Source organism: Pedobacter soli (genome assembly GCF_900101435.1).
Taxonomy (GTDB): Bacteria; Bacteroidota; Bacteroidia; order Sphingobacteriales; family Sphingobacteriaceae; genus Pedobacter; species Pedobacter soli.
Genome location: NZ_FMZH01000009.1, coordinates 216,911 through 242,137 on the forward strand (window position 1 = coordinate 216,911; position 25,227 = coordinate 242,137).

At 39.5% G+C, this 25,227-nt stretch carries 18 protein-coding genes; 6 read left to right on the top strand and 12 right to left on the bottom strand.

Going from position 1 to position 25,227, the window contains the following annotated elements; genetic code table 11:
• Positions 1–2,186: 2,186 nt before the first annotated feature.
• The 3 genes from BLR37_RS18975 to tgt are packed head-to-tail and all read right to left on the bottom strand — an operon-like array spanning position 2,187 to position 5,303.
• Complete coding sequence (locus BLR37_RS18975) at positions 2,187–3,065, bottom strand: DMT family transporter (RefSeq protein WP_090771324.1); 879 nt, start codon at positions 3,063–3,065, stop codon at positions 2,187–2,189.
• 2 nt (positions 3,066–3,067) lie between these two features.
• A complete protein-coding gene (locus BLR37_RS18980; RefSeq protein WP_082018677.1) occupies positions 3,068–4,171 on the bottom strand; it encodes an LptF/LptG family permease in 1,104 nt (367 codons plus the stop codon).
• Between the two features lies 1 nt (position 4,172).
• Positions 4,173–5,303, bottom strand: coding sequence for a tRNA guanosine(34) transglycosylase Tgt (gene tgt / locus BLR37_RS18985; protein WP_090771326.1), 1,131 nt, complete (start codon positions 5,301–5,303; stop codon positions 4,173–4,175).
• 39 nt (positions 5,304–5,342) lie between these two features.
• Here tgt and BLR37_RS18990 point away from each other — a divergent pair, with 39 nt between their 5' ends.
• On the top strand, positions 5,343–6,560 hold the full coding sequence (locus BLR37_RS18990) for a glycosyltransferase (RefSeq protein WP_167356648.1): 1,218 nt from the start codon (positions 5,343–5,345) through the stop codon (positions 6,558–6,560).
• A gap of 25 nt (positions 6,561–6,585) precedes the next feature.
• Positions 6,586–7,221 carry a 16S rRNA (guanine(527)-N(7))-methyltransferase RsmG gene (gene rsmG / locus BLR37_RS18995; RefSeq protein WP_090771328.1) on the top strand — a complete coding sequence of 212 codons (636 nt, stop codon included), beginning with the start codon at positions 6,586–6,588 and terminating at the stop codon, positions 7,219–7,221.
• Here the strand turns inward: rsmG and BLR37_RS19000 are convergent, their stop codons facing one another.
• The 4 genes from BLR37_RS19000 to smc form a co-directional block, all read right to left on the bottom strand.
• Entirely contained in the window at positions 7,222–8,610 is a 1,389-nt protein-coding gene (locus BLR37_RS19000) for a M56 family metallopeptidase (protein WP_090771330.1), read from the bottom strand.
• Positions 8,610–8,981 (bottom strand): BlaI/MecI/CopY family transcriptional regulator, encoded by a 372-nt coding sequence (locus BLR37_RS19005; RefSeq protein ID WP_090771332.1) that lies wholly within the window; start codon positions 8,979–8,981, stop codon positions 8,610–8,612. The genes BLR37_RS19000 and BLR37_RS19005 overlap by 1 nt, the downstream gene beginning before the upstream one ends.
• Before the next feature lie 190 nt (positions 8,982–9,171).
• Positions 9,172–10,146, bottom strand: coding sequence for a M28 family peptidase (locus BLR37_RS19010; RefSeq protein ID WP_090771334.1), 975 nt, complete (start codon positions 10,144–10,146; stop codon positions 9,172–9,174).
• 633 nt (positions 10,147–10,779) lie between these two features.
• Positions 10,780–14,319, bottom strand: coding sequence for a chromosome segregation protein SMC (smc, locus tag BLR37_RS19015; protein WP_090771336.1), 3,540 nt, complete (start codon positions 14,317–14,319; stop codon positions 10,780–10,782).
• A 102-nt stretch (positions 14,320–14,421) separates the two neighbouring features.
• Here smc and BLR37_RS19020 point away from each other — a divergent pair, with 102 nt between their 5' ends.
• Complete coding sequence (locus BLR37_RS19020) at positions 14,422–14,841, top strand: hypothetical protein (protein ID WP_090771338.1); 420 nt, start codon at positions 14,422–14,424, stop codon at positions 14,839–14,841.
• Between the two features lie 153 nt (positions 14,842–14,994).
• Here the strand turns inward: BLR37_RS19020 and BLR37_RS19025 are convergent, their stop codons facing one another.
• Together BLR37_RS19025 and BLR37_RS19030 are read right to left on the bottom strand one after the other, a co-directional pair.
• Complete coding sequence (locus BLR37_RS19025; protein ID WP_090771397.1) at positions 14,995–17,304, bottom strand: ATP-dependent helicase; 2,310 nt, start codon at positions 17,302–17,304, stop codon at positions 14,995–14,997.
• A 371-nt stretch (positions 17,305–17,675) separates the two neighbouring features.
• A complete protein-coding gene (locus BLR37_RS19030; protein WP_090771340.1) occupies positions 17,676–18,029 on the bottom strand; it encodes a winged helix-turn-helix transcriptional regulator in 354 nt (117 codons plus the stop codon).
• Between the two features lie 81 nt (positions 18,030–18,110).
• Here BLR37_RS19030 and BLR37_RS19035 point away from each other — a divergent pair, with 81 nt between their 5' ends.
• A complete protein-coding gene (locus tag BLR37_RS19035) occupies positions 18,111–18,995 on the top strand; it encodes an NmrA family NAD(P)-binding protein (protein WP_090771342.1) in 885 nt (294 codons plus the stop codon).
• 46 nt (positions 18,996–19,041) lie between these two features.
• On the opposite strand, the gene BLR37_RS19040 is transcribed toward BLR37_RS19035, so the two are convergent.
• The 3 genes from BLR37_RS19040 to BLR37_RS19050 all read right to left on the bottom strand — a co-directional run bounded on the left by BLR37_RS19040 (position 19,042) and on the right by BLR37_RS19050 (position 22,134).
• Positions 19,042–20,424, bottom strand: a complete 1,383-nt coding sequence (locus BLR37_RS19040) for a PH domain-containing protein (protein WP_208599692.1) — start codon at positions 20,422–20,424, stop codon at positions 19,042–19,044.
• 119 nt (positions 20,425–20,543) lie between these two features.
• The gene (locus tag BLR37_RS19045) at positions 20,544–21,092 is read right to left on the bottom strand and encodes a PH domain-containing protein (protein ID WP_090771346.1); all 549 of its coding nucleotides are present in this window, start codon (positions 21,090–21,092) and stop codon (positions 20,544–20,546) included.
• A gap of 55 nt (positions 21,093–21,147) precedes the next feature.
• Positions 21,148–22,134 (bottom strand): SGNH/GDSL hydrolase family protein, encoded by a 987-nt coding sequence (locus tag BLR37_RS19050; protein WP_090771348.1) that lies wholly within the window; start codon positions 22,132–22,134, stop codon positions 21,148–21,150.
• Between the two features lie 257 nt (positions 22,135–22,391).
• On the opposite strand from BLR37_RS19050, the gene BLR37_RS19055 reads away from it, so the two are divergent.
• Together BLR37_RS19055 and BLR37_RS19060 are read left to right on the top strand one after the other, a co-directional pair.
• The gene (locus tag BLR37_RS19055) at positions 22,392–23,762 is read left to right on the top strand and encodes a dipeptidase (RefSeq protein WP_039480023.1); all 1,371 of its coding nucleotides are present in this window, start codon (positions 22,392–22,394) and stop codon (positions 23,760–23,762) included.
• Between the two features lie 456 nt (positions 23,763–24,218).
• Positions 24,219–25,199, top strand: coding sequence for a glycoside hydrolase family 43 protein (locus BLR37_RS19060; protein ID WP_090771351.1), 981 nt, complete (start codon positions 24,219–24,221; stop codon positions 25,197–25,199).
• Positions 25,200–25,227: the final 28 nt, after the last annotated feature.

Here is a 25,227-nt window from a genome sequence, read left to right on the forward strand (position 1 = left end):
AAAACAGGTGCTTTTTGTGTGGCAATGCTCTCGGGCTAACCTGTGTTTTGCTGCTCAATTTAATGCTGAACTTTAACTTTTTGTAGGCAGAATCTGATTTTGTTTCGGAGATTAATTATTGTATTGGTGACAAAATGTCTGTTGTTTTTGGGTGTTGTTTGAGCTGTGATTTTAGGTTTGGGGTCTAAGACTTCGGGATGAAGACCTGGGTTTTGGTGAAGTTTTAACCTTTTGATCAGATCGTTTTTAATGCCGGTTTTGCCTTCTGATCAGTACTTTTAACTGGAAAAACAGGTCAGATTTCTTGCTTGGAAAAGCTAATCGACCATTAAAATTGTATGTTTTTGCTGTGTTGTAAAGCCGAAAATTGACCAAAATTTTAATTTGTAATGCCATTTCCTTGCGATATTCACCGCATTCGGTGGTTTTATTGTCTTTTTTGGGGTTGGACTATTTTTAAGTAAAAAAGTGCCTTTATTGTTGTTTTGAGGCTGTTTTTTGTTCGTTTTTAAGTTTTTTAACTCATGCATTGGTTCGCACTATTTTTTAACCAAATAGCTATGAAATACCTTTTTTTTACTGCAGAAATGGAGTGTTTTTGGATAGCATTTTGTCCGAATTTTAACCTATAATCTGTTCTCTTTTGTCTGGAAAAAATGATTTTTGATGAACTCATTAAAGCTTTTTTACATATCGATTTTTTCTGAATCTTATACATGCTACGCTTTTAGATTTTATTGGTAAGGTATAATGAAATAAGTGATATGCTTTTTATAACAGTTTTTTTTATCCGAATATTTGTGCCCGTAGTACATCCTTTTTTTGAGTGTTGAAATGCCTTTTTATTTTTAGAAATAGCCTCTGAAATGACCAATGTTTTGATGTGTTTGATGCGTATAAAATGTGCTGGTTTGTGCTGTGCTTTGTGCTTTCTAACCTGGGCTTTGCCTTATGTTTTTATAGCTGTTATTCATGGTTTTTCTGGCTGATTTCTTTTGCTTTTTTTGAGTGCTTATTTGTATGTTTTTTAGCGCTGTTTGTTGCAGGTTTTTGTTGTCTTTTTTATCGTAATTTCAGAATGTTATTTTAGGTTTTAATGTAGGATCAGATTTAGTTTTGAGATGGATTATTTTGTCGGTTTATATCAAAATCACAGACCTATTTTAAACACTTCTTTCTTTTCTATTTTACTCCTTTGGTGCGAAGGTTTTCCTGGTTAATTTCGTGCCTTCTCAATGTTTTGTTTAGCGCTTTATGCTGTTTCGATTTTATAAATTGCTAAATAAAATAATGCATTAATTGGTAATTGTAATGTGTAGTTGTTTTGATTTATTGTTTTGTATTTTAAGTTCAACGCTGTTGTTTCTAATCAATTTGGATAGGATGTTCAGATGGATGTTGGCTTTTTTAATGCTGGTTTATTTTAGTTCAACTACATTATCAAACATTGTTGCTTGCGCTTTTTTTGCTGCTGATTATACTTGAAGAGATAGCTGCTCAAACCTAATATCGGCATGCCCTTTTTCTATCTATCAGATCAGGGATTTGCGTTGTTTATTCGCTTGTGTTTTTACTGACTAACTTGGTCTTGCCATTTGGAGAAGGTAAGAGAAAAACATGCTTTTAGATCAATAGATTCTTTAGTGTTACCTCTGGGGTTGGTTGTTTTAGAGTAACGTTGTTTATTTAAGATTCGGTTGATTTGAACGCGTGGTGCGAGAATTTTTTTTGCGATCAGTAGCAGATATTATTCATAAGGATGGTTAATCTGTTTGGATAAATTCATCTTAGTTTTTCCCGCAGATTTAACAGATCTGTACGCATATTGAAGACTGTAATAAGCGCAGTTGAATCAAAGTATAAAGCATGATTTGAATTGTCAGGATGCAATACTTTTATCTTTTTTTGAGTCAGTGTTATGGTCTACTTTGACCCTTTACTGCTGACTAAAATTCAAATTTTAAACCCCAATGATATTTGTTTTGACTAAATAATATCTCCTGACTTTTGGAAGTTTAAGCCTAAACGTTTCTAGGTTTATCAGGTGATAAAGATAAGGTAAGTCATTCCCTTTTACTTATAGTTTATTCCTGTAAATTGAGTTTATAGCACCGCACTGATGCTATAGGAATTGCATCCTTTCAAGGTATGAAATCGATAGAGAATTAGGTTTGCGCAGCTGGTAATTATAGCTTGTTTTTTCTTTTTTTGTAGATGGGGTAAAGGAAGATTGAGCCCAGGATAATGGTTGCGCCAATGTAAAATCCTCCGGTCATTTGCTCCTTATTCTGGAAAAAAATGAATGCTAATAAGATACCATAAACTGGTTCTAAATTGGTAATTAAGGCAACCCTGAAAGCCGATAAAGTACGCATTACCGATACACCTGCAACGTAGGCAACCGATGTGCAGAGCGTGCCCAGGAGAGCTAAATAAAACCAGTCGTTGGCATTTAAATTAAAGTGCATGCTCAACAAAGATCCATCATAAAAACGGTATAAAGTTATCCAGAAAAGGCCACCCAATAACTCATAAAAACCAATAATTGAAGGCTCACTTTTTTGAACTAATGTTGAATTGATGATCGAAAAAAGGCTCGAAGCTACCGCCGCAAGCAGTCCGAAAATGATACCCAAAGTATATTGCCCTTCAAATTTAAAGATCATGTAGATGCCTAAAATAATCAGTAAGCCAATTAAAATATCGCCCATTTGTATTGGCTGTTTTTTAATCAGCGGTTCTAAAATAGCGGTAAATAACGTGAAAGAAGAGAGGCATACCAGCGTTACCGATACGGTAGAAACTTTAATGGCATGGAAGAAAAATATCCAGTGGATGGCTACGATTGCCCCGGTTAAAAAGAACTGGATAAATTGTTTTTTGCTGATTTTAATGTTCTTTTTGGTGAGTAAAAACCAGGCGAAAAGTGTGCCTGCAGCGATTAATACCCGATACCAAACCATAGGTACGGCATCGATCGAAATTACCTTGCCCAGTACGCCGGTAAAGCCCCAAACGAAAACAGTAAGGTGAAGGATGAGCAGGTTCTTTTTGGTGGCGTCCATTGTTATTTTGGCGCCTTTCTAAGCAGGTAAAAACCCAGCAGGCCAAAGAATATGGTAGGTGTAATTACAGCCGCAAATGGGGGTAATCCGCCCTTGGTAGAGAACATTTGTGTAAACTGATTAAATACGATATAAGCGAAGCTAATGAAGATACCGATACCTAATGATACCCCAACTCCTCCGCGTACTTTACGCGACGACAATGCCACACCAATAAGGGTAAGTACAAAGGCCGAAAGCGGGTGAAGGTAACGTTTGTAACGCTCAAACTGGAGGTCGTTCATAACGCCCGTTCCGCGGATTTTTTCTTTCCTGATCTTATCCGACAGCTCTTTCGTAGTTAGGTTTTGCACCACGTTATCATAGGCCGAAAAATCATCCGGGCGCATATCTAATATCGTATCTTTAAGCTTGCCGTTACCGTAAATCATCGTCTCTTTTAGACCCTCAATTTTGCGGATGGAATAATTGGTTAACTGCCATTTGCGCTTAAGCGAATCCCATTTAATGTTTTCGGCAACAATCTTTTTCGTCAGTACATCACCACTAAAGTTATCCAGCGAGAAGCGGTAACCTGAATTGGTTTTGTTGTCGAAATTATCAATGTAGATATAGGTTTTATCATCCAGTTTCATGTGGATGTTGGATTTTGTTGAAGGGTCGTTACGCTTTACGTAGGTGTTTTCGAAACGGTTTTTTAACGTATTGGTGTAGGGTAAAATATAAAGGTTCGATAATAGGTTTGCAGAAAAAATGATGCTCGCCGATACCAGATAGGGGAATAAAAAGCGGTTAAAGCTTACCCCACCGCTTAATATCGGTACGATTTCCGTTTGATCGGCCATTTTAGCGGTAAAGAAAATTACAGCAATAAAATTGATCAGCGGCGAGAGCATATTCACGTAAAAAGGAATGGATCCGGCGTAGTATTTAGACAGGATGCCCCAGAAACTAAGGCCGCTCTTCATGAAATCGTCCATCTTTTCAGAAAGGTCGAACACTACAATTATGATCACGAAAATAGCCAGTGTATATATAAATGTACCCAGGTATTTACCGATAATGTACCGATCTATAATTTTAATGTTGCCTTTGATGATGTTCATTTTATAGCTTATTGCCTAATACTTTAACCATTTTGTTCTTCCACTCGTAAAATTCGCCCGCAATAATCTTCTCTCTGGCCTGTTTTACCAGCCATAAATAGAAGTGCAGGTTATGCAGGGTTGCAATTTGTGCGCCCAGCATTTCGTTGCTGTGTACCAGGTGCCTTAAATAAGCTTTCGTGGTTACCTGATCTGCATGCAGGTCGCTTTCTGCATCTAATGGAGAGAAATCATTCTCCCATTTCTTATTTCTGATGTTAATAATTCCATTTCTGGTAAAAAGCATGCCATTTCTTGCGTTTCTGGTTGGCATTACGCAATCAAACATGTCAATACCCAGCGCTATATTCTCTAATATATTAATTGGAGTCCCAACACCCATTAAATAACGTGGTTTATCAGCTGGTAATATATTGCATACCACTTCTGTCATGGCATACATTTCTTCAGCAGGTTCACCCACCGATAAACCGCCGATAGCGTTGCCCTCACGGTTCATGCTGGCAATAAACTCTGCCGATTTAATTCTTAAATCTTTATATACAGAGCCCTGGACAATAGGGAAGAGTGTTTGATCGAAGCCGTATTTAGGTTGGGTATTATCGAAATGGGTACAGCAGCGCTCTAACCAGCGGTGCGTCATTTTAATAGAATTGGCAGCATAGGTGTAATCGCAAGGGTATGGTGTACACTCGTCAAAGGCCATAATGATATCGGCACCAATGGTGCGCTGAATATCCATGGCGTATTCTGGTGTAAAAAGGTGTTTCGAACCATCGATATGCGAACGGAAAGTAACACCTTCTTCCTTAATTTTACGCACCTGACTCAATGAATAAACCTGATAACCACCGCTATCGGTTAAAATCGGGCGGTCCCAGCCAATAAATTTATGTAAGCCACCTGCTTTCTCCAGGATATCAAGTCCTGGTCTTAAATAAAGGTGGTAAGTGTTTCCGAGAATGATTTTTGCGTCAATATCATCTTTAAGCTCGCGCTGGTGTACGGCTTTTACCGTTCCGGCTGTGCCCACAGGCATAAAAATCGGGGTTTGTATTTCGCCATGGGCAGTGGTTACTGTTCCGGCCCTGGCTTTAGATAGTGGATCGTTAGCCTGTAAACTAAATTTCATATATTTTCCTCTTCAAAAATCTGCCAAAAATAGCAAAAAATGGGGTCATATTTTTGTTTAAATTTTTATCCACATAAAAGTGTTTTACAGATTAAAAATGAGAAATTTGCGCCTATTTATTTTACCATCGTGATATTAACCCCGCTTGAAATTATTCTGCTCTCCATATTGGGCTTCTGCCTTTTAGTTCAGCTTTATTACGTACTGTTTGTTCATTTGAAGTTGGCCAGTGTAAGTATAGAAGAAGTACCTGTATCGGCCAGAAAACCCATTAGTGTAATTGTTTGCGCCCGGAACGAAATTGCAAACCTGGAGCAATATCTGCCTGTTTTGCTGGAGCAGGATTACCCTGAATTTGAGGTGGTTGTGGTTAACGATCGCTCATGGGATGGTACAGAAGAGTTCTTAGAGGCTTTTGAAAAGAAGCATCGCAACCTTAAAGTAGTTAAAATTTTAGATAACGATAAATTTATTGCCGGTAAAAAGTTCGCCGTTACCATGGGAATTAAAGCGGCTAAACATGACTGGCTGGTATTTACCGATGCGGATTGTATGCCTGCATCTGGCAACTGGTTGATGGATATGCAGCAACCTGCCGATGAGCAGACGGAAATTATATTGGGTTATTCGCCTTACATGAAAAAGAGAAGCTTGTTAAATGCATTGATCCGTTTCGAAACCTTTTTTACTGCAGTTAACTACCTTTCTTTTGCCTTAAAAGGTATGCCTTATATGGGCGTTGGCCGAAATATGGCCTACAAAAAATCGCTTTTCTTTAAGCATAAAGGTTTTGCTGCGCACATGCATATCCCTTCGGGTGATGATGATTTGTTTGTAAATGCGCATGCCACCGCTTATAATACGGAGGTGCGTTTGCATCCCGATAGCCATGTATGGAGCGAGCCTAATAAAACCTGGGCAGGCTACCTGCGTCAAAAGAAACGTCATTTTGGTGCTGGAAAGTTATATAAACCGAAACACAAGTTTATTTTAACCGTTCAGATTGTATTCCAGTTTTTGTTTTATGCTTTTTTTGCCGGCTGTATGTTTTTAAGTCGCGAAGCGCAGTATGTAGCCTTGGGAATCTTTGTGTTGAGCATCATCATCAGGTGTTTTATCTATCCAAAATTGCTTAAACGGTTAAACTATGGCGATTTACGTTGGTGGTTCCCGATTTTAGATATACTTTTGTTTCTGTTTTTAATCCTGAATGGATTTTTATCCATGTTTGGGAAGAAAAATGTAAAATGGAAATAGTTCATAATCCTTTAGTTATTGCAATATGCCTGATGTAAAGCCAGATATCATCTTAAAATATTTTCCGAATCTAACTGAAAAACAACTCGCACAGTTTTCGCAACTGTTTGAATTATATAGTTTCTGGAATGCGCAGATCAATGTAATTTCGAGAAAAGATATTGAAGAACTGTATGAACGCCATGTGTTGCACTCGTTAGGCATAGCTAAAATCTGTACGTTTAAAGCGGGCGAGTCGGTGCTGGATGTTGGTACTGGGGGTGGCTTTCCGGGTATTCCGCTAGCCATTTTATTTCCTGAAACGCAATTTTACCTGGTCGATTCTATCGGTAAAAAAATTAAGGTGGTTAAAGAAGTTGCTGCTGCATTGGGTTTAGAAAACCTGCGTGCCGACCATTTAAGGGCTGAGCAGGTTAAAGAGAAATTCAATTTCGTAGTTTCTAGAGCGGTTACGCGCCTGGGTGAGTTTTATCCCTGGATACAAGGTAAGTTTAAGAAAGAATCGCTTAATGCCATTCCAAACGGTATTTTGTATTTAAAAGGTGGCGATTTAGCCGAAGAGATTAAGGAATCTAAACTGAAAGCAGAACTGTATCCGCTTTCAGCCTATTTTGAGGAAGATTTCTTTGAAACCAAATATGTGGTTTACGTGGCTCAGTAGTTATTGTTTTTTGCTTGGGTAACCCACAACGGTAACTTCTTCGATCCTGGTTCCTTTTACCTTTTTAACAGGTATTGTATTTTTATTGCCTGTACCTGGGTAGCCGATAACAGTTACCGATTTTAATTCCTTTTGCTCCGCTGGTGAGGTGCTTGTAATGGATTGGGTACTATTATTATCATTGATTACAGAAATACCGGTAATGGTTTCGCTGTCATTTCCGCTTTTGGCTGGTCTTGGCTCAGCGGGAGGTGGCGGCGGTGGTAATGATTTTCTCTTTTTTATTGGTCTAGGCTCAATAGGTGGGGGTGGAGGTGCCACTTTTTCATCTTTAATCACTACAGGCGGAGGCAGCCTTTTGCCATCTTTTTTTACTACAGGTGGCGGAAAACGAACAACTTCTACTTTTGGTGGTGTTTTTTTTGCTTTGGCGGCATTTGGTGGTAACGGTGGAGGAGGTGGCACCAGCTTAATCTGTTTTACTTTTTTACGGGTAGTATCCTGTAAAGCAATACTTAAGCTTTCCTTTTTTTGTCCCAGCTGGATGGTACCGTAATCTTTTGTAAATGCTGTAGTAGATAAACAGAGCATCAATCCGGTTAGCGGGATAACGAACAACAATTTGAGCCTGGCCCATTTTGCCGATTTGGTTTGATTTAACATACTTATTCTATTTTTTAATAATGACGAGTTAAAAAAATGATTGGTTAAGCTAACTTTCTGATTACCATACGAATTTTGGATCAGGAACATGGCATACTCGTATTTGGCGATATCTTTATTGGTTGTTACTTCATCTGCCAGGTATTCGTGAATGAGCTTGATATCGTTTTTAATGAAATAGGTTATTGGATTAAACCAGCTGGAAATCTGAATCAGCTCGAATAGCAGGATATCTACGCTATGTTTTTGCCTGATATGCACCATTTCATGTTTTAAAATGGTTGTTTTCTGATCAAGATTGGGATCGATAAACAGGAGATTGAAAAATGAAAAGGCCATTTTGGAGTTTTCGATCTCAATTAAGGTAATACCGTTTTCTTTAGTCCTTTTGGCTTTACGGATGATGCTTTGAAGGTTGCGTAATCCCAGGCAAATTTTTAAGATTAAAACCAGTGAGATGATTGCGTACAAGAGCAACACACCATTTTCAACTGTAAAAAGTGAAGGTTTTTCCGGAATTACGGAAAATGTAGCATAATTGATGACGATCTCTTTTTTCAAAAATCCCAACTGAAAAAACGGGAGCATAAAGGCCAGAACTGAACTGAAGATGAGGTAGTACCTGTTTAAACCATAAAAGGTATCATGGTGCAGGAACAATCTGTAAAAACCGTAAAATATTACGAGATACAGATTGGCTTCGAGTAAGTAATATAACCAGTTCATCACTTGTTGTTTTTAAGTTTTTCGGCCAATTGAATAATTTCATCGAGTTCTTTGGTACCCATACTTTTTTCATTTACCAGGAATGAAACCAGACTTTCGTATGAGTTTTCGAAGTAATTGTTCATTACTTTATTTAAAGCAAAGCGTTTATAATCAGTTTCTTTTACAATAGGGAAGTAGATATAGGTATTACCAATGGCTTTATGATCTACAAAACCTTTGGTTTCTAAAACCCTGATGACGGTTGAAACCGTATTATAAGCAGGCTTCGGTTCGTTCATCTTTTCAATTACATCTTTTACCAGGGCTTCGCCCATTTCCCAAAGGATGAGCATAATTTGTTCTTCTGCTTTTGTGAGTTCTTTTATCATGGTAACTATTTTTGTAGTTTGCTCAAATGAAGTTAATACTATAAAACTAGTTTTCAAACTATTTTTATAGTATTTGTTTTAAATATTTGATAATCAATTGATTATTTTTATTTGAAAATATTGGAGCATAAAAAAACCTGCTGGTTAGGGCAGGTTTTAATCTTTTTTGGAGGGGGAGTGAATTACTGCATTAAAATTTCTGTGATTTTTGAGGGTTATCCATCATAATCATTTTGTCTTTAAGTAATTGCTGCAAGCCAGATTGGGCATCAATACGTTTTACCACATCCAAAACTACCCCGGCTGCTTTACTAAAAAACGCTGGGGTAATGGTGCTATACTCGTCTGTTGCTTGGTGGTAATCTTTATGATCTTCTACACCAAAATACAGGAAGGGGATGTTTTTGGCATTAAAAGCACCCTGATCGCTCTGGTTGGTCCAATCGTCGTGCCCTTGCTTAGGGTCATCGTGCCCTAAAATTACTTTAATATTGGTTCGGGTGGTATCGATGTACTGTTTTAAATCCGGATACTTAAAAGTACCACACACGTACAATTCGCCTTTATCGCTATGGCTAATCATATCCATATTCAGGTTAATGGCAATGGTATTAACAGGCACCGGAGGATTGGCTACAAAGGCCTTCGCGCCCTGTAGGCCCATTTCTTCGGCATCGAATGCGGCGAAAATAATGGTATTATTGGGTTTGTTTTTGGCGTAATGGGCTGCAATTTTTAACAATCCGGCTGTACCCGATGCGTTATCGTCAGCACCGTTAAAAACCTCATCTTTAACAACGCCCAAATGGTCGTAATGGGCCGAAACAACGATTACATTATTACTTTTCCCTGGAATATAGCCAATAATGTTGGTGCCATTTACTTTGGTGCTGTTTCTACTGTTAAAGGTAAATTCCTGGGCATAGTTTACATGTTGCGGATAGGATTTTAAACCCAATTTCTGAAAACGTGCGATAATATAAGCACGCGCCATTTCTGCACCTTTGGTACCTGTTTTCCGGCCCTGATAAGCATCAGAAGACAGTACTTCTACATCTTTTAACAATTGGGTATCAAGCTTTTCGTTTCCAGTTGTACTTTGGTTCTTTACTGATGAACAGCAGCTTAGCATCATGGCTAAGGGAATGATATAGAGGATTTTCATGTTTTATGATTAATGAGTTAAAGTCGTCTCGATCTCGTAGCTATTGGATGTAGCATCGCGAAATGCTTGTCCATTGTTTGCAGGGAGAAATCTGTTAACTAGATTTCTCGGCTGCGTTGCACTTCGCTCGAAATGACGGATTATTTACTTAATTTTCTAAAGATATTAATTATTGCAATATATAGAGGCGTCACCCTGAATTCATTTCAGGGTCTTTACCGCAGGAAAGATCCTAAACACGAAGTAGCTCCAAGGCAATTGAAACACTATTTCTACTTGTAAAATAAACTACCATTGACAGACCCTATAGAAAAATCGTCATTTCGACTGGAGCCGGCCGGTTCTTCACCGGTGGCGGAATGGAGAAATCTATTTAGACAGATTTCTCGGCTACGTTGCACTCCGCTCGAAATGACGACCCCGGAAGAGGCTGTTACTTATATTGATTTTTATAAAATAAATTACACCTCAGCAGGACGATCGAAATAAAAAGTGGATTAAAAATTAGTTATATTTTTTATTTCCCAATTGAAACTGTAAATAAAAGATTGCTTCGCCGGCTGAAAAAGCCTTCTCGCAATGACGAAAACCACGGACCTTAGCTTTGGTCTTTTTGCTTTTACCTTTAAGCTTTTACGCCGCTACTTCCCTTAAATCCACAGCAACTACGCGCGAAACGCCTTGCTCTACCATGGTTACACCATAAATAATATCGGTACTGGCAATGGTACGTTTATTATGCGATACAATGATAAATTGCGACTGATCGGAGAATTTACGGATAATATTGTTGAATTTGTCGATGTTGGTATCGTCAAGCGGTGCATCAACCTCATCAAAAATACAGAATGGAGCAGGCTTTAAAAGGTAAAGCGAAAACAGCAAGGCCGTTGCGGTTAAGGTTTTTTCACCCCCCGATAACTGGTTGATAGATAGTGGTCTTTTGCCTTTCGGACGGGCAACGATATCAATATCAGCTTCCAACGGATTGTGGATGTCGGATAAAATCAGGTCGCAGCTGTCCTCATCGTTAAATAAAGAGCGGAAAACCACGATAAAATGTTCGCGCGCCTGGGTAAAGGCCTGCATAAATTTGTCTTTTGCAGTATCGTCTATCTCTTTGATGGTTTGTAAAAGATCGGTTTTGGCTGCATTAAGGTCTTTTTTCTGGTTTTGGATAAAGACATAACGCTCTTCCATTTCCTTAAAGGCCTCCATGGCCATCGAGTTGATGGCGCCAAATTCATCCAGCTGGCGTTTCATTTTTTCTACCTTCTGGCGGATTTCAAATTCACTTTCCAGTGCTTCAATTTCGGTCTCTGTCTCTAAAAGATCATTAATATCTATGTTGAACTCTACAGCCAAACGCTCTTTTAAGGCATTCAGATCAATTTTTAAAGCGTTCTTTTTATCCTTAATTTCGGTTAAAAGGAAATCGGTTTCTTCGCGGTTTTTGCGGATGTTGGTTAAATCGGTTTCTACCTGATTAATACTGCCCTTAATTTCGAAATACTCTTTTTCTGCCTCTGCAAGCCCTTTTTCCATTTCCTCACGTTGCTGATACATTTCTAAAAGGGTATCGTCGTTCAGGTCGGTGTGTTGCAGGGTGGCTGTAATTTGGGTAAGCGCTTCCTGTAATTCTTTATCGTTTTGCGCAATGCGCTTGTTTAGCGCTTCTTCCTGCACAAAGCGGTAATCGAGGTCTTTTTCTAAACCCGATAACTTGTTTTGTTGCTGGTGAAAACGGAGGTTATCCTGATTGTATTTGCCTGCGTTATCGTTTACCAAATCGGCAATTTCCTGGTAATTCAGTTGTTGTTCCTGCAGGTTAATGTGGTCTTGCTGCTGTTTTTTCTGCAACTCAACCAATGCGGGCAACTTTTCTGAAAGCGATTTTTCTATCGATACAATTTTTTGCGCGATATCTATTTTGCGGTTTTCGCTGGTAGTAATAAACTCCTGGTACTGGTCGCGGCGTGTTTGAACAGAAATGTGCTCGTTGTTTAAACGGTTCATTTCCTGTTGCAAAGCACTAATCTGGTTAATTTTTGAAGCTTCTTTTAAATTGAAAATCTGATCGGTTTCCATTTTAATGGCTTCGTTATATTTATTAATCAGCGATTCTGAAGCTTTGATTTCTTTCGCCAGATTTTCTAAATTCTTGGCCCGGCCAATCCTTTTTCCTTCAAATAAACCCACAGATCCACCTGCGAGAGTGAATTTAGTCTGCGCATATTTTCCGTTTTTGGCCAAAACGGTTAAGCCATCGCCCGGAGTTGCTTTAAAACGACTTTCTTGTTCGTTAACGGCGATATACACGTTTTGCAACAGCAAAGTGCAAAGATGCTGGTACTTTTTATCTACTTCGGTTACCAATAAAGCCGATACCAAGCCCTCATGTTCGGCCAGGTTAGGGGTTTTATCGGGTATGTTTTCTAAAATGAAGAAATTGGCTCGGCCACGGCTGGCATTAGTAAGGAGGTTAATCGCCTCAACGGCATCTGCATATTTCTCAACCACATAATGGTTCATTACCGGCTCCAGATAATTTTCTATCGCGATGCGGTAATCTTCGTTACAGAATAAAATATCCGACAGGAGCAAGGCTGTTTTGGCGAAAGAAGTATTCTTTTTTAAGAAACGGATAGATTCAGGAAATCCTTCCAGACTGTCAACCAGCGATTTAGTGAGGTTGTATTCGTTTTGTTTAGCGTCTTTTTTCCGGTTTTCTGCCGTTAGTTTTTCCTTGTTCGAACTCAGGTTAGCTTCTGAAGTAGCCAATTGGGTTTTCAATACCTCTTCTGCTTCGGTAAGGTTTTTAATGTTGGCCTGCTTTTCCCTTACCTGAATATCAAGCTCGGCCAAAGCATGGTCAAAGGCTTTTAATTCTAAGGTTTTGGTTTCGGTATCATCAACATTGCGGTTGGTTTCCTGCACCAGCGCATCTTTCTGGATATTAAAAATATCAATTTCCTTTTGCGACTGATAGACTGTGCTTTGCAGCTCATTCAGCGATTTTAAGAGGTTATCGATCCGGTTTTTCTCAGTTTGCTGTTGCTCGCGGAGGGTATCCAAGGTCGATTTTAGCACTTTTAAATCCGATTCAAGGCGGTTAAAAACCTCTGTTTCGGTTAAAATTTCCTCATTAAGGCGCTTAATGTTGTATTTAATGTGGTTAACCTGGTTTTTATCCTTTTCCAGCTCACCCGATAAACGGGTTTCTTTCTCCTGTAAAAAACGCATTTGTTCGTTCTTTACTTTCTTTTCACTCTCATAAGCACGTATTTTGGAAACAAACTCGTTGGTGGCCTTTTGTTGTACGGAAAGGTTTTTCTCCTGACTGATGCTGCCTACCTTAAGTTTTTGTAAATCGGCTTCTCCGGTATCTATTTTGGTGCTCAACTCGGTTCGGTTAAGCATTTGCTGCTGTTCCTGGGTTTCGAGCGCACCTAAATCGGTACGGAAGAAGGCAATACGGTGCGCAGCCAGCTGTATGCTCAGCTCGCGGTATTGTTCTTTCAGCTTATAATAGCGTTCAGCTTTACGCGCCTGATTTTCGAGTGTTTTCAGGTTTTTTTCAATTTCGAAAAGTAAATCTTCTACACGCTCTAAATCGGCTTCGGTATCTTTTAACTTACCGAAAGTTTGCCTTTTGCGGAGTTTGTATTTCGAAATACCCGATGCCTCTTCGAACAAGGACCTGCGGCTATGCTCTTTATTGGTAATAATTTCATCGACCATTTTCAGCTCAATAATCGAGTAACTATCAGAGCCAATCCCGGTATCGAGAAAAAGGTCGGTAATATCTTTTAACCGGCACTGCACATCGTTTAAGCGGTATTCGCTATCGCCATTCCGGTACAATTTTCGGGTTACGGTAACCTGCGAATAAGCGGTAGGTAAGATGTTTTTCGTATTATCGAAACTGAGCGAAACTTCGGCAAGCTGTGCCTGTTTACGGTTTTTGGTACCATTGAAAATGATGTTTTCCATCTTTTCAGAACGGAGTGCTTTGGTGCTTTGTTCGCCCAAAACCCAGCGCATGGCATCAATTACATTAGATTTTCCACAACCATTAGGCCCCACAATAGCCGTAACCCCTTCATTAAAGTTGATGGTTACTTTATCGCCAAAGCTCTTGAAGCCCTTGATTTCTAACTTGGTAAGTTGCATGGTTTGTATTCGGAAAAACCGACCCCAATATTAAGGATAATTTTGGGCTTTCGGGGCAACAAATTTAAAAAAATAAGCCATATTTGGTCGTAGAATCAATTTATGGATATAACATCTTTTTATACAGGCTATCGTACGGCACAGGGTGATAAAATTTATCTGGGCGATAAAATCAGAGGTAAGTTTTTCTACAAAATGCAGGTTCAGTACGAAATGGAGACAAAGTCTTTTGTACTGGTATCGCAAAACCCGCAATCGCCTTACCGGAAATACCTGATCGCTGATCTGGAAAAAATTAATGGTTTAAGTATTGTTGGCAATCAGTTGTTTTTTAAAGAACCAAAAGTGGGCGAAAAAGTTAAAATTACTGTCGACAATAAAGGAGATGATTTCCCCTTTGGTAGTTTGGTAGAGGTTACCGAAGTTAAAGATGAATGGAATTTAACGGCTAAATCTTTAGCTAACGGCCAGTTGGTGCAGCTTAAAAATGGTGAGTTTTTGGAAGATAGGTCGGGGTATTAGAGAAATACGATTTGTTTGAAGGCTAATTTTCTGGTAACCGTAAATTAGATTGTCATCCTGAGCCTGTCGAAGGACCAGTTAAATAGTTAACTAGCGTTTCGACAGGCTCAACGTGACAAACTTATGTTTGAATAACTGGTAGTTGATTTTTAATTACTTTACAATCATTAATTTAGCAAACTTGAGCAACAATTGTTTATTGCCCAATCCCTGAAAAAATACTGTTGCCTTAACATCTGGCAGCGATCCTTCTAAACTGATGATCTTTCCAAAACCGAATTTTTCGTGTTCTACTTCCATGCCGTTCTGAAATTCGTGCGGCTGTGATGGTGTAAAACCCGCAGTTGGTACATGCGCCTTAGCTAAAAGCGATGTGGTTTTAGGGCGTACAGGTGGGGTAGAAGTCGTTGTATTCCCGGCACCGGCTGGTTTAGGCTTGCTAAAGAAATCGCGTGGCTGCGAGGTCCAGGTTTTGCGTTCATCGTCAAAGCTACCTTCAATTGAATTCGATCTGGATGGTTTAACATCCAATTCTAAAAACTTAGGGTTAATTTCGTTAATGAAACGACTTGGTTCGCAGTTGGTTAGGGTTCCCCAGCGGTAACGAGAAGTAGCGTAAGTTAAGGTTAGTTTTACCTCAGCACGGGTAATAGCCACGTAAAACAAACGGCGTTCCTCTTCTAAATCGGTACGGTTGGTGAGCGACATTTGCGAAGGGAAAAGATTCTCTTCCAAACCTACTATAAATACATTTTTAAACTCCAATCCTTTTGATGAGTGGATGGTCATGAGCGAAACACTATCCTTGTTTTTATCGCCGTCTTTATCGTCATTGGTTAAAAGGGCAACATCCTGCATAAAAATCTCGAGGCCTTTTTCCTCAATATCTTCACGTTCGGCAAATTCCTTAATCCCGTTTAATAACTCCTGGATATTTTCGTAACGGCTACGGCCCTCCACACTATCATCAGTATACAATTCTTTTAAAATACCCGCATGCTGGGCAATAAATAATGCCGCATCGTAGGCATCAAGCTTTTTGGCCTCGGCCTGAAAACTCTGCACCATGGTAGCAAAATCGTTAAGCTGGTTAGCCAAACGACCATCTACATACATGTGTGCATTGGCAATCACCTCCCACATGGTTTTACCATGCTGGTCGGCTGCTACAATAATTTTATCTACCGAGGTATCGCCAATACCACGTTTAGGGTAGTTAATTACCCTTTTTATCGCTTCTTCATCCTTCGGATTAAAAGTTAAGCGGAAGTAAGCAATTAAATCTTTAATCTCTTTGCGCTGGTAGAAAGACTGACCACCAAATATTTTATAAGGGATGTTTAACTTACGTAAGCCTTCCTCCATGGCCCTGCTTTGGGCATTGGTACGGTACAAAATGGCAAAATCGCTATGATGAAGCCCTTTGCTTGTCCGTTCCTGAATAATGGCTTCGGCTACCAGTTTACCTTCTTCATTATCAGTAAAGGCACGCGAAACTTTAACACGTTCGCCGGGTTCGTTATCCGAAAATACGTTCTTTTCGAGCTGGTTTTTATTGTTGGCAATAATACTGCTCGCCGCATCAACAATATTTTGGGTAGAGCGGTAATTCTGCTCTAACTTATATACTTTTAAATCCGGATAATCGCGTTCGAAATTTAAGATATTCTGGATATTGGCACCACGGAATGCATAGATACTCTGTGCATCATCGCCCACTACGCAGATATTCTGGTAAGCAGCAGCCAGTTTTTTTACGATAGTGTATTGCGAAAAGTTGGTATCCTGGTACTCATCCACCATCAGGTATCTGAATTTTTGCTGGTATTTATTCAGTACATCCGGGTGTTCTTTCAGCAGGATATTGGTTTTGAACAGTAAATCGTCAAAATCCATTGCGCCAGCCCTGAAACAACGTTTAGCATAAGTTTCGTAAATCTGGCCTAACAGGGGACGTTTATTCTGGATATCCTCGGCCTGGATCTGATCGTTGGCCTGGTATTCTCCCCACGAAATCAGGTTGTTTTTTGCCGAAGAAATGCGGCCATAAACAAAATTCGGGGCATATAATTTATCATCCAGCTGCATCTCTTTTAAGATGGCACGGATTACACTCTTGGTATCGTCGGTATCGTAAATGGTAAAATTGCTCGGATAGCCTATTTTTTCGGCCTCTACGCGTAAAATTTTCGCAAAAACAGAGTGGAAGGTTCCCATCCAGATGTTTTTTGCTTCGGCGCCAACCACTTTACTGATACGCTCGCGCATATCTTTACTCGCTTTGTTGGTAAAGGTAAGTACCAATATGTTAAACGGATCGGTACCGGTTTGGATAAGGTGGGCCACGCGGAAGGTAATTACGCGGGTTTTACCAGATCCAGCACCTGCAACAATCATTACCGGTCCTTTTGTATTCTCTACTGCTGCTCTTTGCTGCGGGTTTAATCCTTCTAAATAATCCAATTCGGCTCCTATTTTTTTGAGGTTCAAAAATAAGAAATCCCTGGCTTTTTAATGAGATTGTGGAGAAATAGCGCCTTATTTTTTTTGAAAAGTAAAACCTGTATATCACAGCAACAAGCAATATACCATGGTTTTGTGTCCTAGTAAAGGTTTGCTGATCTTTAAGAAAAGCCAGCTTTGTTTTTCATAGCAACCATAGTCCTTTGCTTCACTCATACGCCTGCAGGCATTGCCCACCTGGCCGGTATCCGCTTCGCCAAGGTTTAGGTAAACTAAGCTTATGCTACTATTAACGGAATTTATAACCCCGATGCCTGCAAATCGTTGCCTTTTGGTGCTAATTTATAAGCTATTTTATCGTATTTCCTGATCTAAACGGAACCATTTTTCACGGCCCAATCTACCATAGAGTCGAGTACGGTAAAAAGATCTTCTCCAGGTTTGGTTAAGCTATAAGTAACCACCGGAGGAACAACTGCTTGGGCAACGCGATTTACAATATCATCGGCCTGTAGCTGCTTTAAATGCTGAATGAGCATTTTTTCGGTAATCTGTGGGATTGCCCGTTTCAGTTCACTGTAGCGTTTTGGCCCGCTCATTAAATGATATATAATGATAGGCTTCCAGTAACCGCCAATTTTTTCCATTACAAAGGTTACCGGGCAACTGGTTAATGCAACGCCCTTGTTAAAATTTCTGGTCGAACTCTCTTTAATCGCTGTCATGGTTACATACTTTGGGGTAAGTACTTGTATAAAAGTAAGTACAAATATAGCTTTGTATCCATAATTTAAAAACAAAATATCATGAAAATCACATTAACAGGATCGTTAGGAAATATTACCAAACCACTTGCCGAAATTTTAGTCGCTAAAGGCCACGAAGTAAAAATTATCAGCAGCAATCCCAACCGGGCCGAAGCCATTAAAGCATTGGGCGCTATTCCGCTGATTGGAAGCGTGGCCGATACCACATTTTTAACCGCTGCTTTTACTGGTGCCGATGCCATTTATACCATGGTGCCGCCCGATTTTTCTGCACCTCAGTTCAAAGCTTACATCAGCGAAACCGGTAAAAACTACGCTGCAGCCATTCAGCAATCGGGTGTTAAGAAAGTGGTAAATTTAAGTAGCGTTGGCGCCGATTTGCCAGATGGAACCGGACCTATTGCCGGATTACACCAGGTAGAAAATACTTTTGCCCAACTGGATGGCGTAGCCATTAAACATTTACGCGCAGGTTATTTCTTCATTAATTTCCTGGCCAATATCGATATGGTTAAGCATGCGAATATCTTAGGTTCCAACTTTGGTGCCGATGCAAAACTGGTGCTTGTACACCCACGTCATATTGCTAAAGTTGCAGCCGAAACATTGGAAAGTGAATTGAGCGGGAAAAGTGTATTGTATGTAGCTAATGACGATCAAAGCACGCCAGCCGATGTAGCTAAAGCTTTAGGAACAGCGGTTGGTAAACCCGAATTGCCATGGGTAACATTTAGCGATGAAGACGCTTTTAACGGCATGACCGGCGCTGGTTTACCTGAAGAAATTGCCAAAAACTATGTAGAAATGGGCGATGCTATCAGAAGCAACAGGCTTTTTGTAGATTATTACAAAAACAGGCCGGTTTTGGGCAGTACAAGCCTTCAGGATTTTGCCGCTGAGTTTGCTGCAGCTTACAATAATTAAGACCAATAACAGTTGCCTGGTATTAAACCCAGGTAACTGTTATTTATTACATCCAGTTCTCATTCCGGTGCTCTACCTGGTACAACCAATAGTTTACCAGCTGTTTAATTTCGGTATAGTTGCCGTATTTAAATCGAATCTGCCCTGCAGCAGTATGCAGGCACAAATGGCCAACATCTACACCTTTATGCCATGGATATTGAAAAGTAGTAATGACCTGAATTTTAGCAGGTGTTATAATTTCATGCGAAATATCCCAAATGCCACTCTTTTTCACAATAAATTCTTCGCTAACCGAAATGCGGTGCTTTTTGTAGCTAATGTAAATCATTACAATGCCTGTAATTAAATAAATAGCTGCCGCACTTATAAAAGGTTTAACCTCTGGAACATTTATGGCTACAATTATAAAAATAGCCACAGGCAAAACCAACTTGAAAAAGATAGGCAGGTTTAAAAAACGCCAGTCGGGGATAAAGGTTTTGTTTGATTTAGGGAGCTTGTCCAGTATCATTCGCAGTAATTCATCTCGTTCGGCAGGGTTACAACCCGGAATTTCCATCGTATTGCCCTGCATTTCGTGCCCTTTCTTACTCTCGCCAAAGTGCGCCTGTTTTAAACTTACATTCAGCATGTTTAGCTTCTTCTGGAAATAGTTTTGGCTGTATTTGGTAATTTGCACCTTAGCTGGGTTAACCAGTGTATTTTTCTTGGCTATTAAACCTGACGAGAGGAGCAGGGTATCTTTATGCTGGCTGATTTGCAGCTCAAAATACTTGTAAAAGGTTCGTACCATATTAATTACCAGCAATACCATTAGCAATACACCAATTAAAATAAATGCAGTTACAATGGTTAACATGCCGGTAACGGTGCTTTCTATTGCATTTTTATCAATTTTAAGGCTGTCTAATAACTGCCTGCCTTCGTAAATTACAGTATAAAAGAATGCGGCAAGCAGTGCCAGGCTTTGTCCATAATTTGAAGTGAGCCCAACCTTAAATAAAGTCCACGAGCTTATTTTTAAGAACGGGGTTTCTTCAGTAATTTGAGTTGCTGTTTCGGCTTCTGGTTGGTTTTCAACGGCAACTTTTTTATGGAGTAAATGTGATTTAAGGTTATAGGCTGAAGTTTCGTCAATCGCTCGGATACTTACTTCTTCGCCGTGTGCGCCTGCAGTATCTATTTTTAGACCATAAACGCCTATAATTTTTTGTAAGATAGATTGGTTGATGTTAACCTGCTGGATTTTATCGAGTTGTATAATAACCTGATCGCGGTTAAATATCCCCTTGTTGACCACAAATTCCTGTTTTTCTTTATCTAAAAAGAAGGTGAATTTTAAATACCACAGGTAGGCAAAAAAGAAACTGATTACTAAAAGCAAAGCTACGCCTGCCAAAACATAAAATATTTGATGGAGCGGCATTTTTATAAAAGCCAAAACAAAAATGAAAAAACTAGCTTTTACAATCTTTAAAAAGGTGTGCGTGGCCATTACAATAATACCTGCCGCCGATTGTCGCTGGGGTTTACTAAAATCCTTGTTCATGATGCTGCCTGATCAATGGTTTGATTTTCAGTTAAATCCAGTTTTTTTAACAGAAGGTCTCTAATGTTTTTTGCAGTTTCAATCGGGATACCCGAAATGTGGATATGCCCGGTTTGGCCGCCTGCAGTAAAGATTTGTAACGATCCCAGATGAAAAACTCTGGATAAGATCCCCTCGTTAAGCTCGATATGCTGGATTCTGTTTAAAGGTACAATCGTGGTTGATTCGGCTATAATACCGCTTTTATAAATCACATCATGTGTACGGATGGAATAACCTCTTTTCTTAAAGCTGGCCCGAAATAACAGGAACAATATAGCAGCAAGTGCCAGATAAATGGCGGTTATTAAAAAGGCGTGGGTTCCGACTTCGTTGATAAAAAACAACAGCATAGCTGCGCCGATTCCGATAAGGCCTAAGAAAATGGATAAGTTAATGCAAATAATTTTCCAATAATCGGAGTGAGGGTGCTGGAGTGCTATTTCTTCGTATTTCGGAAGTGAACTGATATCGATCACCTCATTGGTAAAAGTTTCTGTTGGCATTGTTAAAGATATGAAACAAATTAATCAGCTATGTGACTATTGATTAATTGTTTTGTTACCGTGCCACAATAAACTTTTTGGCCGAGTTGTACTGGCCCGAATCGGAAGAGATTTTAAAGAAATAAATGCCAGGCACAAAAGTAGACGTATTGATTTCCAAAGTATGTTTACCGGTATTCAGGTATTCGTTTACCACTGTTTTAACCAGGCGGCCCATTAAATCGTAAATCTGGATGTTAATTTTATCCGATTCAGGTAGCACCAGATCAATAAAGGTTTGCATTGAAGCTGGGTTGGGGTAGTTCTGGGTAACAGTAAACTTTAAAAATTTATCGAAAATAGCTTTGTTAATGGTATCAAAAATTACATAGCTTACTAACCGGTAGCCTCGTGCATTGGGGTGGAAAGCATCCTGATATAAGGAGAAGTCTCTTCTCATGGCTGCGTTAACATCGGCCAGGTAAATTTTATATTCGGCTGCCAGGCGTCTGTATCCGGCATTTATACTTCTGATGTTGGTATTAACAGTAACATTAAATTTATCCGTGCGGTCATCAACATTTTGTAAAGTGCATAAAATAGGCACTAACTTTTGTTTCATGCTGGTGGTAATAAAGCTCCGCATATTGGCAATCGTTTCGGCAACACTTCCTTTACCTCGCGCAATAGATACAGCATCGTTAATCCCCATGTCTATCACAATAAAGCCAGTACGGTTACTTATGGCATTGTCAATTCTAAGCAGGCCCTGAAAAGTAGTTTGGCCGCCAATACCATGGTTGGTTATATCTACAATTTTATTGGTATAGCAGTTTAAGAAGTTGTTTTTCAGCATGGTTTGAAAGCCTTGCCCGTTTACGCCTTCAACTGTACTGGCACCAAAAGTTACAATATTGATACTATCTTTCGAATAATATTGAGCGGCTTCGGGGCAGCTAACGCGGGTTGGGTTTTGGTTTGGTGGCGGAGTTTGGGCAAAAGAGGTGGTGCAAAGACAAAGCAGTAGCAGCAGCGATAAAAATACTAATGCACTTTGCTTCATCTTCAAAAATTCTTTCTAAGCAGGTTTAAGGATATCTGTTTGCGCAATGTACAAAAAAGTAAATATAAATAATACCCTCTGATTTCTTTTTTACAAACAATAAACTAATTTTTTGTATTCGCCGGCAGACGTGTTTAAAGTAGTAAAAAGTACATGCTTACGTATTTGACTAGTTTTACCCTGAGCTAACGATAATTTAGCCCGTATTTGGTGTCATTTATTTGGTAAAACCTATATTTGCCCAAACTAATTTTGTTATGCAAGAAATTAAAAAATACGTAGAAACGCACAAACAACGTTTTTTAGATGAATTGTTTGAGTTATTGCGTTTTCCATCGGTTAGTGCCGATCCTAAATACAAAGGTGATGTTTTAAAAACTGCCGATTATGTAGCACAGAAATTGAAGGATGCAGGAGCCGATAACGTAGAAATCTGTCCAACAGCAGGATATCCTATTGTTTATGGCGAAAAAATTATTGACGCTGCATTACCAACTGTTTTAATATATGGCCACTACGATGTACAGCCGGCCGATCCGTTAGAGTTATGGCATACGCCACCTTTCGAGCCAACGGTGCGTGATGGTAAAATTTATGCCCGTGGTGCCTGCGATGATAAAGGCCAGTTTTACATGCATGTAAAAGCTTTCGAATTGATGATGGAAACCAACACCCTGGCTTGCAACGTTAAGTTTATGATTGAAGGCGAAGAAGAGGTTGGTTCTGCAAACCTTGGTATTTTTGTAAAGGAAAATGCAGCACGCTTAAAAGCCGATGTAGTGTTAATTTCTGATACTTCGATGATTAGTATGGAGCACCCATCAATCGAAACTGGTTTACGCGGCTTGGCGTATATGGAAGTTGAAGTGGTAGGACCAAACCGCGATTTACACTCAGGTGTTTATGGTGGTGCAGTGGCTAATCCGGCAACTATCCTGTGTAAAATGATTGCTTCTTTACACGACGAAAACAATCACATTACCATTCCTGCGTTTTACGATAAAGTGGTTGAATTAACAGATGAAGAGAAAAAAGCCTTAAATTCAGCACCTTATGATGAGGCTGAATATAAAAAGGATCTTGATATTGAGGAAGTTTGGGGCGAAAAAGGTTATTCTACCTTGGAGCGTACCGGAACACGCCCAACATTAGAAGTGAACGGAATCTGGAGTGGTTACATTGGCGAAGGTGCTAAAACCGTATTGCCAAGTAAGGCCAATGCTAAAATTTCGATGCGTTTGGTACCAAACCAAAGCTCTGAAGAAATTGCTGAAATTTTTACCAAACATTTCGAAAGCATTGCGCCTAAAAATGTAAAAGTTAAAGTTACCCCTCACCACGGCGGCGAGCCTGTGGTAACCCCAACTGATAGTGTGGCTTACAAAGCTGCTGAAAAAGCCATTGAAGATAGTTTCGGTAAAACGGCTATTCCAACACGTGGCGGAGGGAGCATTCCAATTGTTGCTTTATTTGAAGATGTATTGGGTATTAAATCGGTACTTTTTGGCTTCGGTTTAGATAGCGATGCATTGCACTCACCAAACGAGAAATACGATATCTATAACTATTACAAAGGAATCGAAACCCTTCCTTTGTTCCATAAATATTTCGCAGAACTAAGTAAATAAACTTACTACGTGCTCCTGTAATCCCTGTTTGGCCTGGCTAAACAGGGATTTTTTTTGAAAATTAACACCATTATTTCATCGGTGGTAAAAAAAGATGCTATTTTTTAACCGCAAAGCACGCAGAGCGTAACACAAGGGCCGCTAAAGCTATAAATTGTATCCAGAACCTGAATACTGCTTTTTTTTAAACCACAAGGAACACAAAGAAAATACAGAGCGTACAAGAAATTAAGGTTATGCGGTTATTGAGTACGTCATTCTGGCGTATGCCAGAATCTCTATTTTTTAATCAGGAAAGTATTGAGCAATATATCTCAGTGCTTCTCTGTGAAAATTCAACGCCCTCTGTGGTTAATTGTTTTTAGCAATTGGATAAATAGGCTCCCAGCTCAGCGTCCTTCGCGCCATTTCTTCGCGTACTTTGCGGTTAAACAGATTTTTTTCTAAATTGTACCCATGAAATATTTATTCTCTTCTCTTTTACTTTTATCCGGGCTCGTTTCTTTTGCTCAGGATACTAAAACGATTAAGCAATCTGGAAATCCAATATTTCCGGGATGGTACGCCGATCCTGAGGCTGCTGTTTTTAACAATAAATACTGGGTTTATCCAACATACTCTGCCCGTTATAAAGAACAGGTTTTTATCAATGCTTTTTCTTCGGATGATTTGGTAAACTGGAAAAAACACCCGCATGTTTTAGATACGGCTGCGGTTAAATGGGCCAATAAAGCCATGTGGGCTCCGGCAATTGTACAAAAAGACAAAAAATACTATTTGTTTTTCGGTGCCAACGATATTCAAAGCGATAAAGAAATTGGCGGAATTGGGGTAGCCGTGGCCGACAAGCCTGAAGGGCCTTATAAAGATCACTTAGGCAAGCCTTTGGTTGATAAGTTTTATAACGGTGCACAACCTATTGATCAGTTTGTGTTTAAAGATAAAGACGGACAATATTACCTGATTTACGGTGGCTGGAAACACTGTAATATTGCCAAATTAAATCAAGATTTTACGGGTTTCCTGCCTTTTGAGGATGGCACTATCTTTAAAGAAATAACGCCCGATAATTATGTAGAAGGTCCATATATGTTCATCAGAAATGGTAAATATTATTTCATGTGGAGCGAGGGCGGCTGGACTGGTCCCGATTATTGCGTAGCCTACGCCGTAAGCGATTCGCCATTTGGTCCGTTTAAAAGGGTAGGTAAAATTTTGCAGCAAGATGCAACAATTGCAAGAGGAGCAGGGCACCATTCTTTAATCATCAATCAGAAAAAGAATAAATATTACATCGTTTACCACCGCAGACCACTCACCGAAACTGATGGCAACCATCGCGAAACCTGTATCGATGAAATGAATTTTGATGCAGATGGTATGATTTTACCGGTAAAAATTACCAAAGAAGGTGTTAAGGCACAGAAAGTCAAATAAATTTAGTTTTTAGATAGTCGTTTTAGTT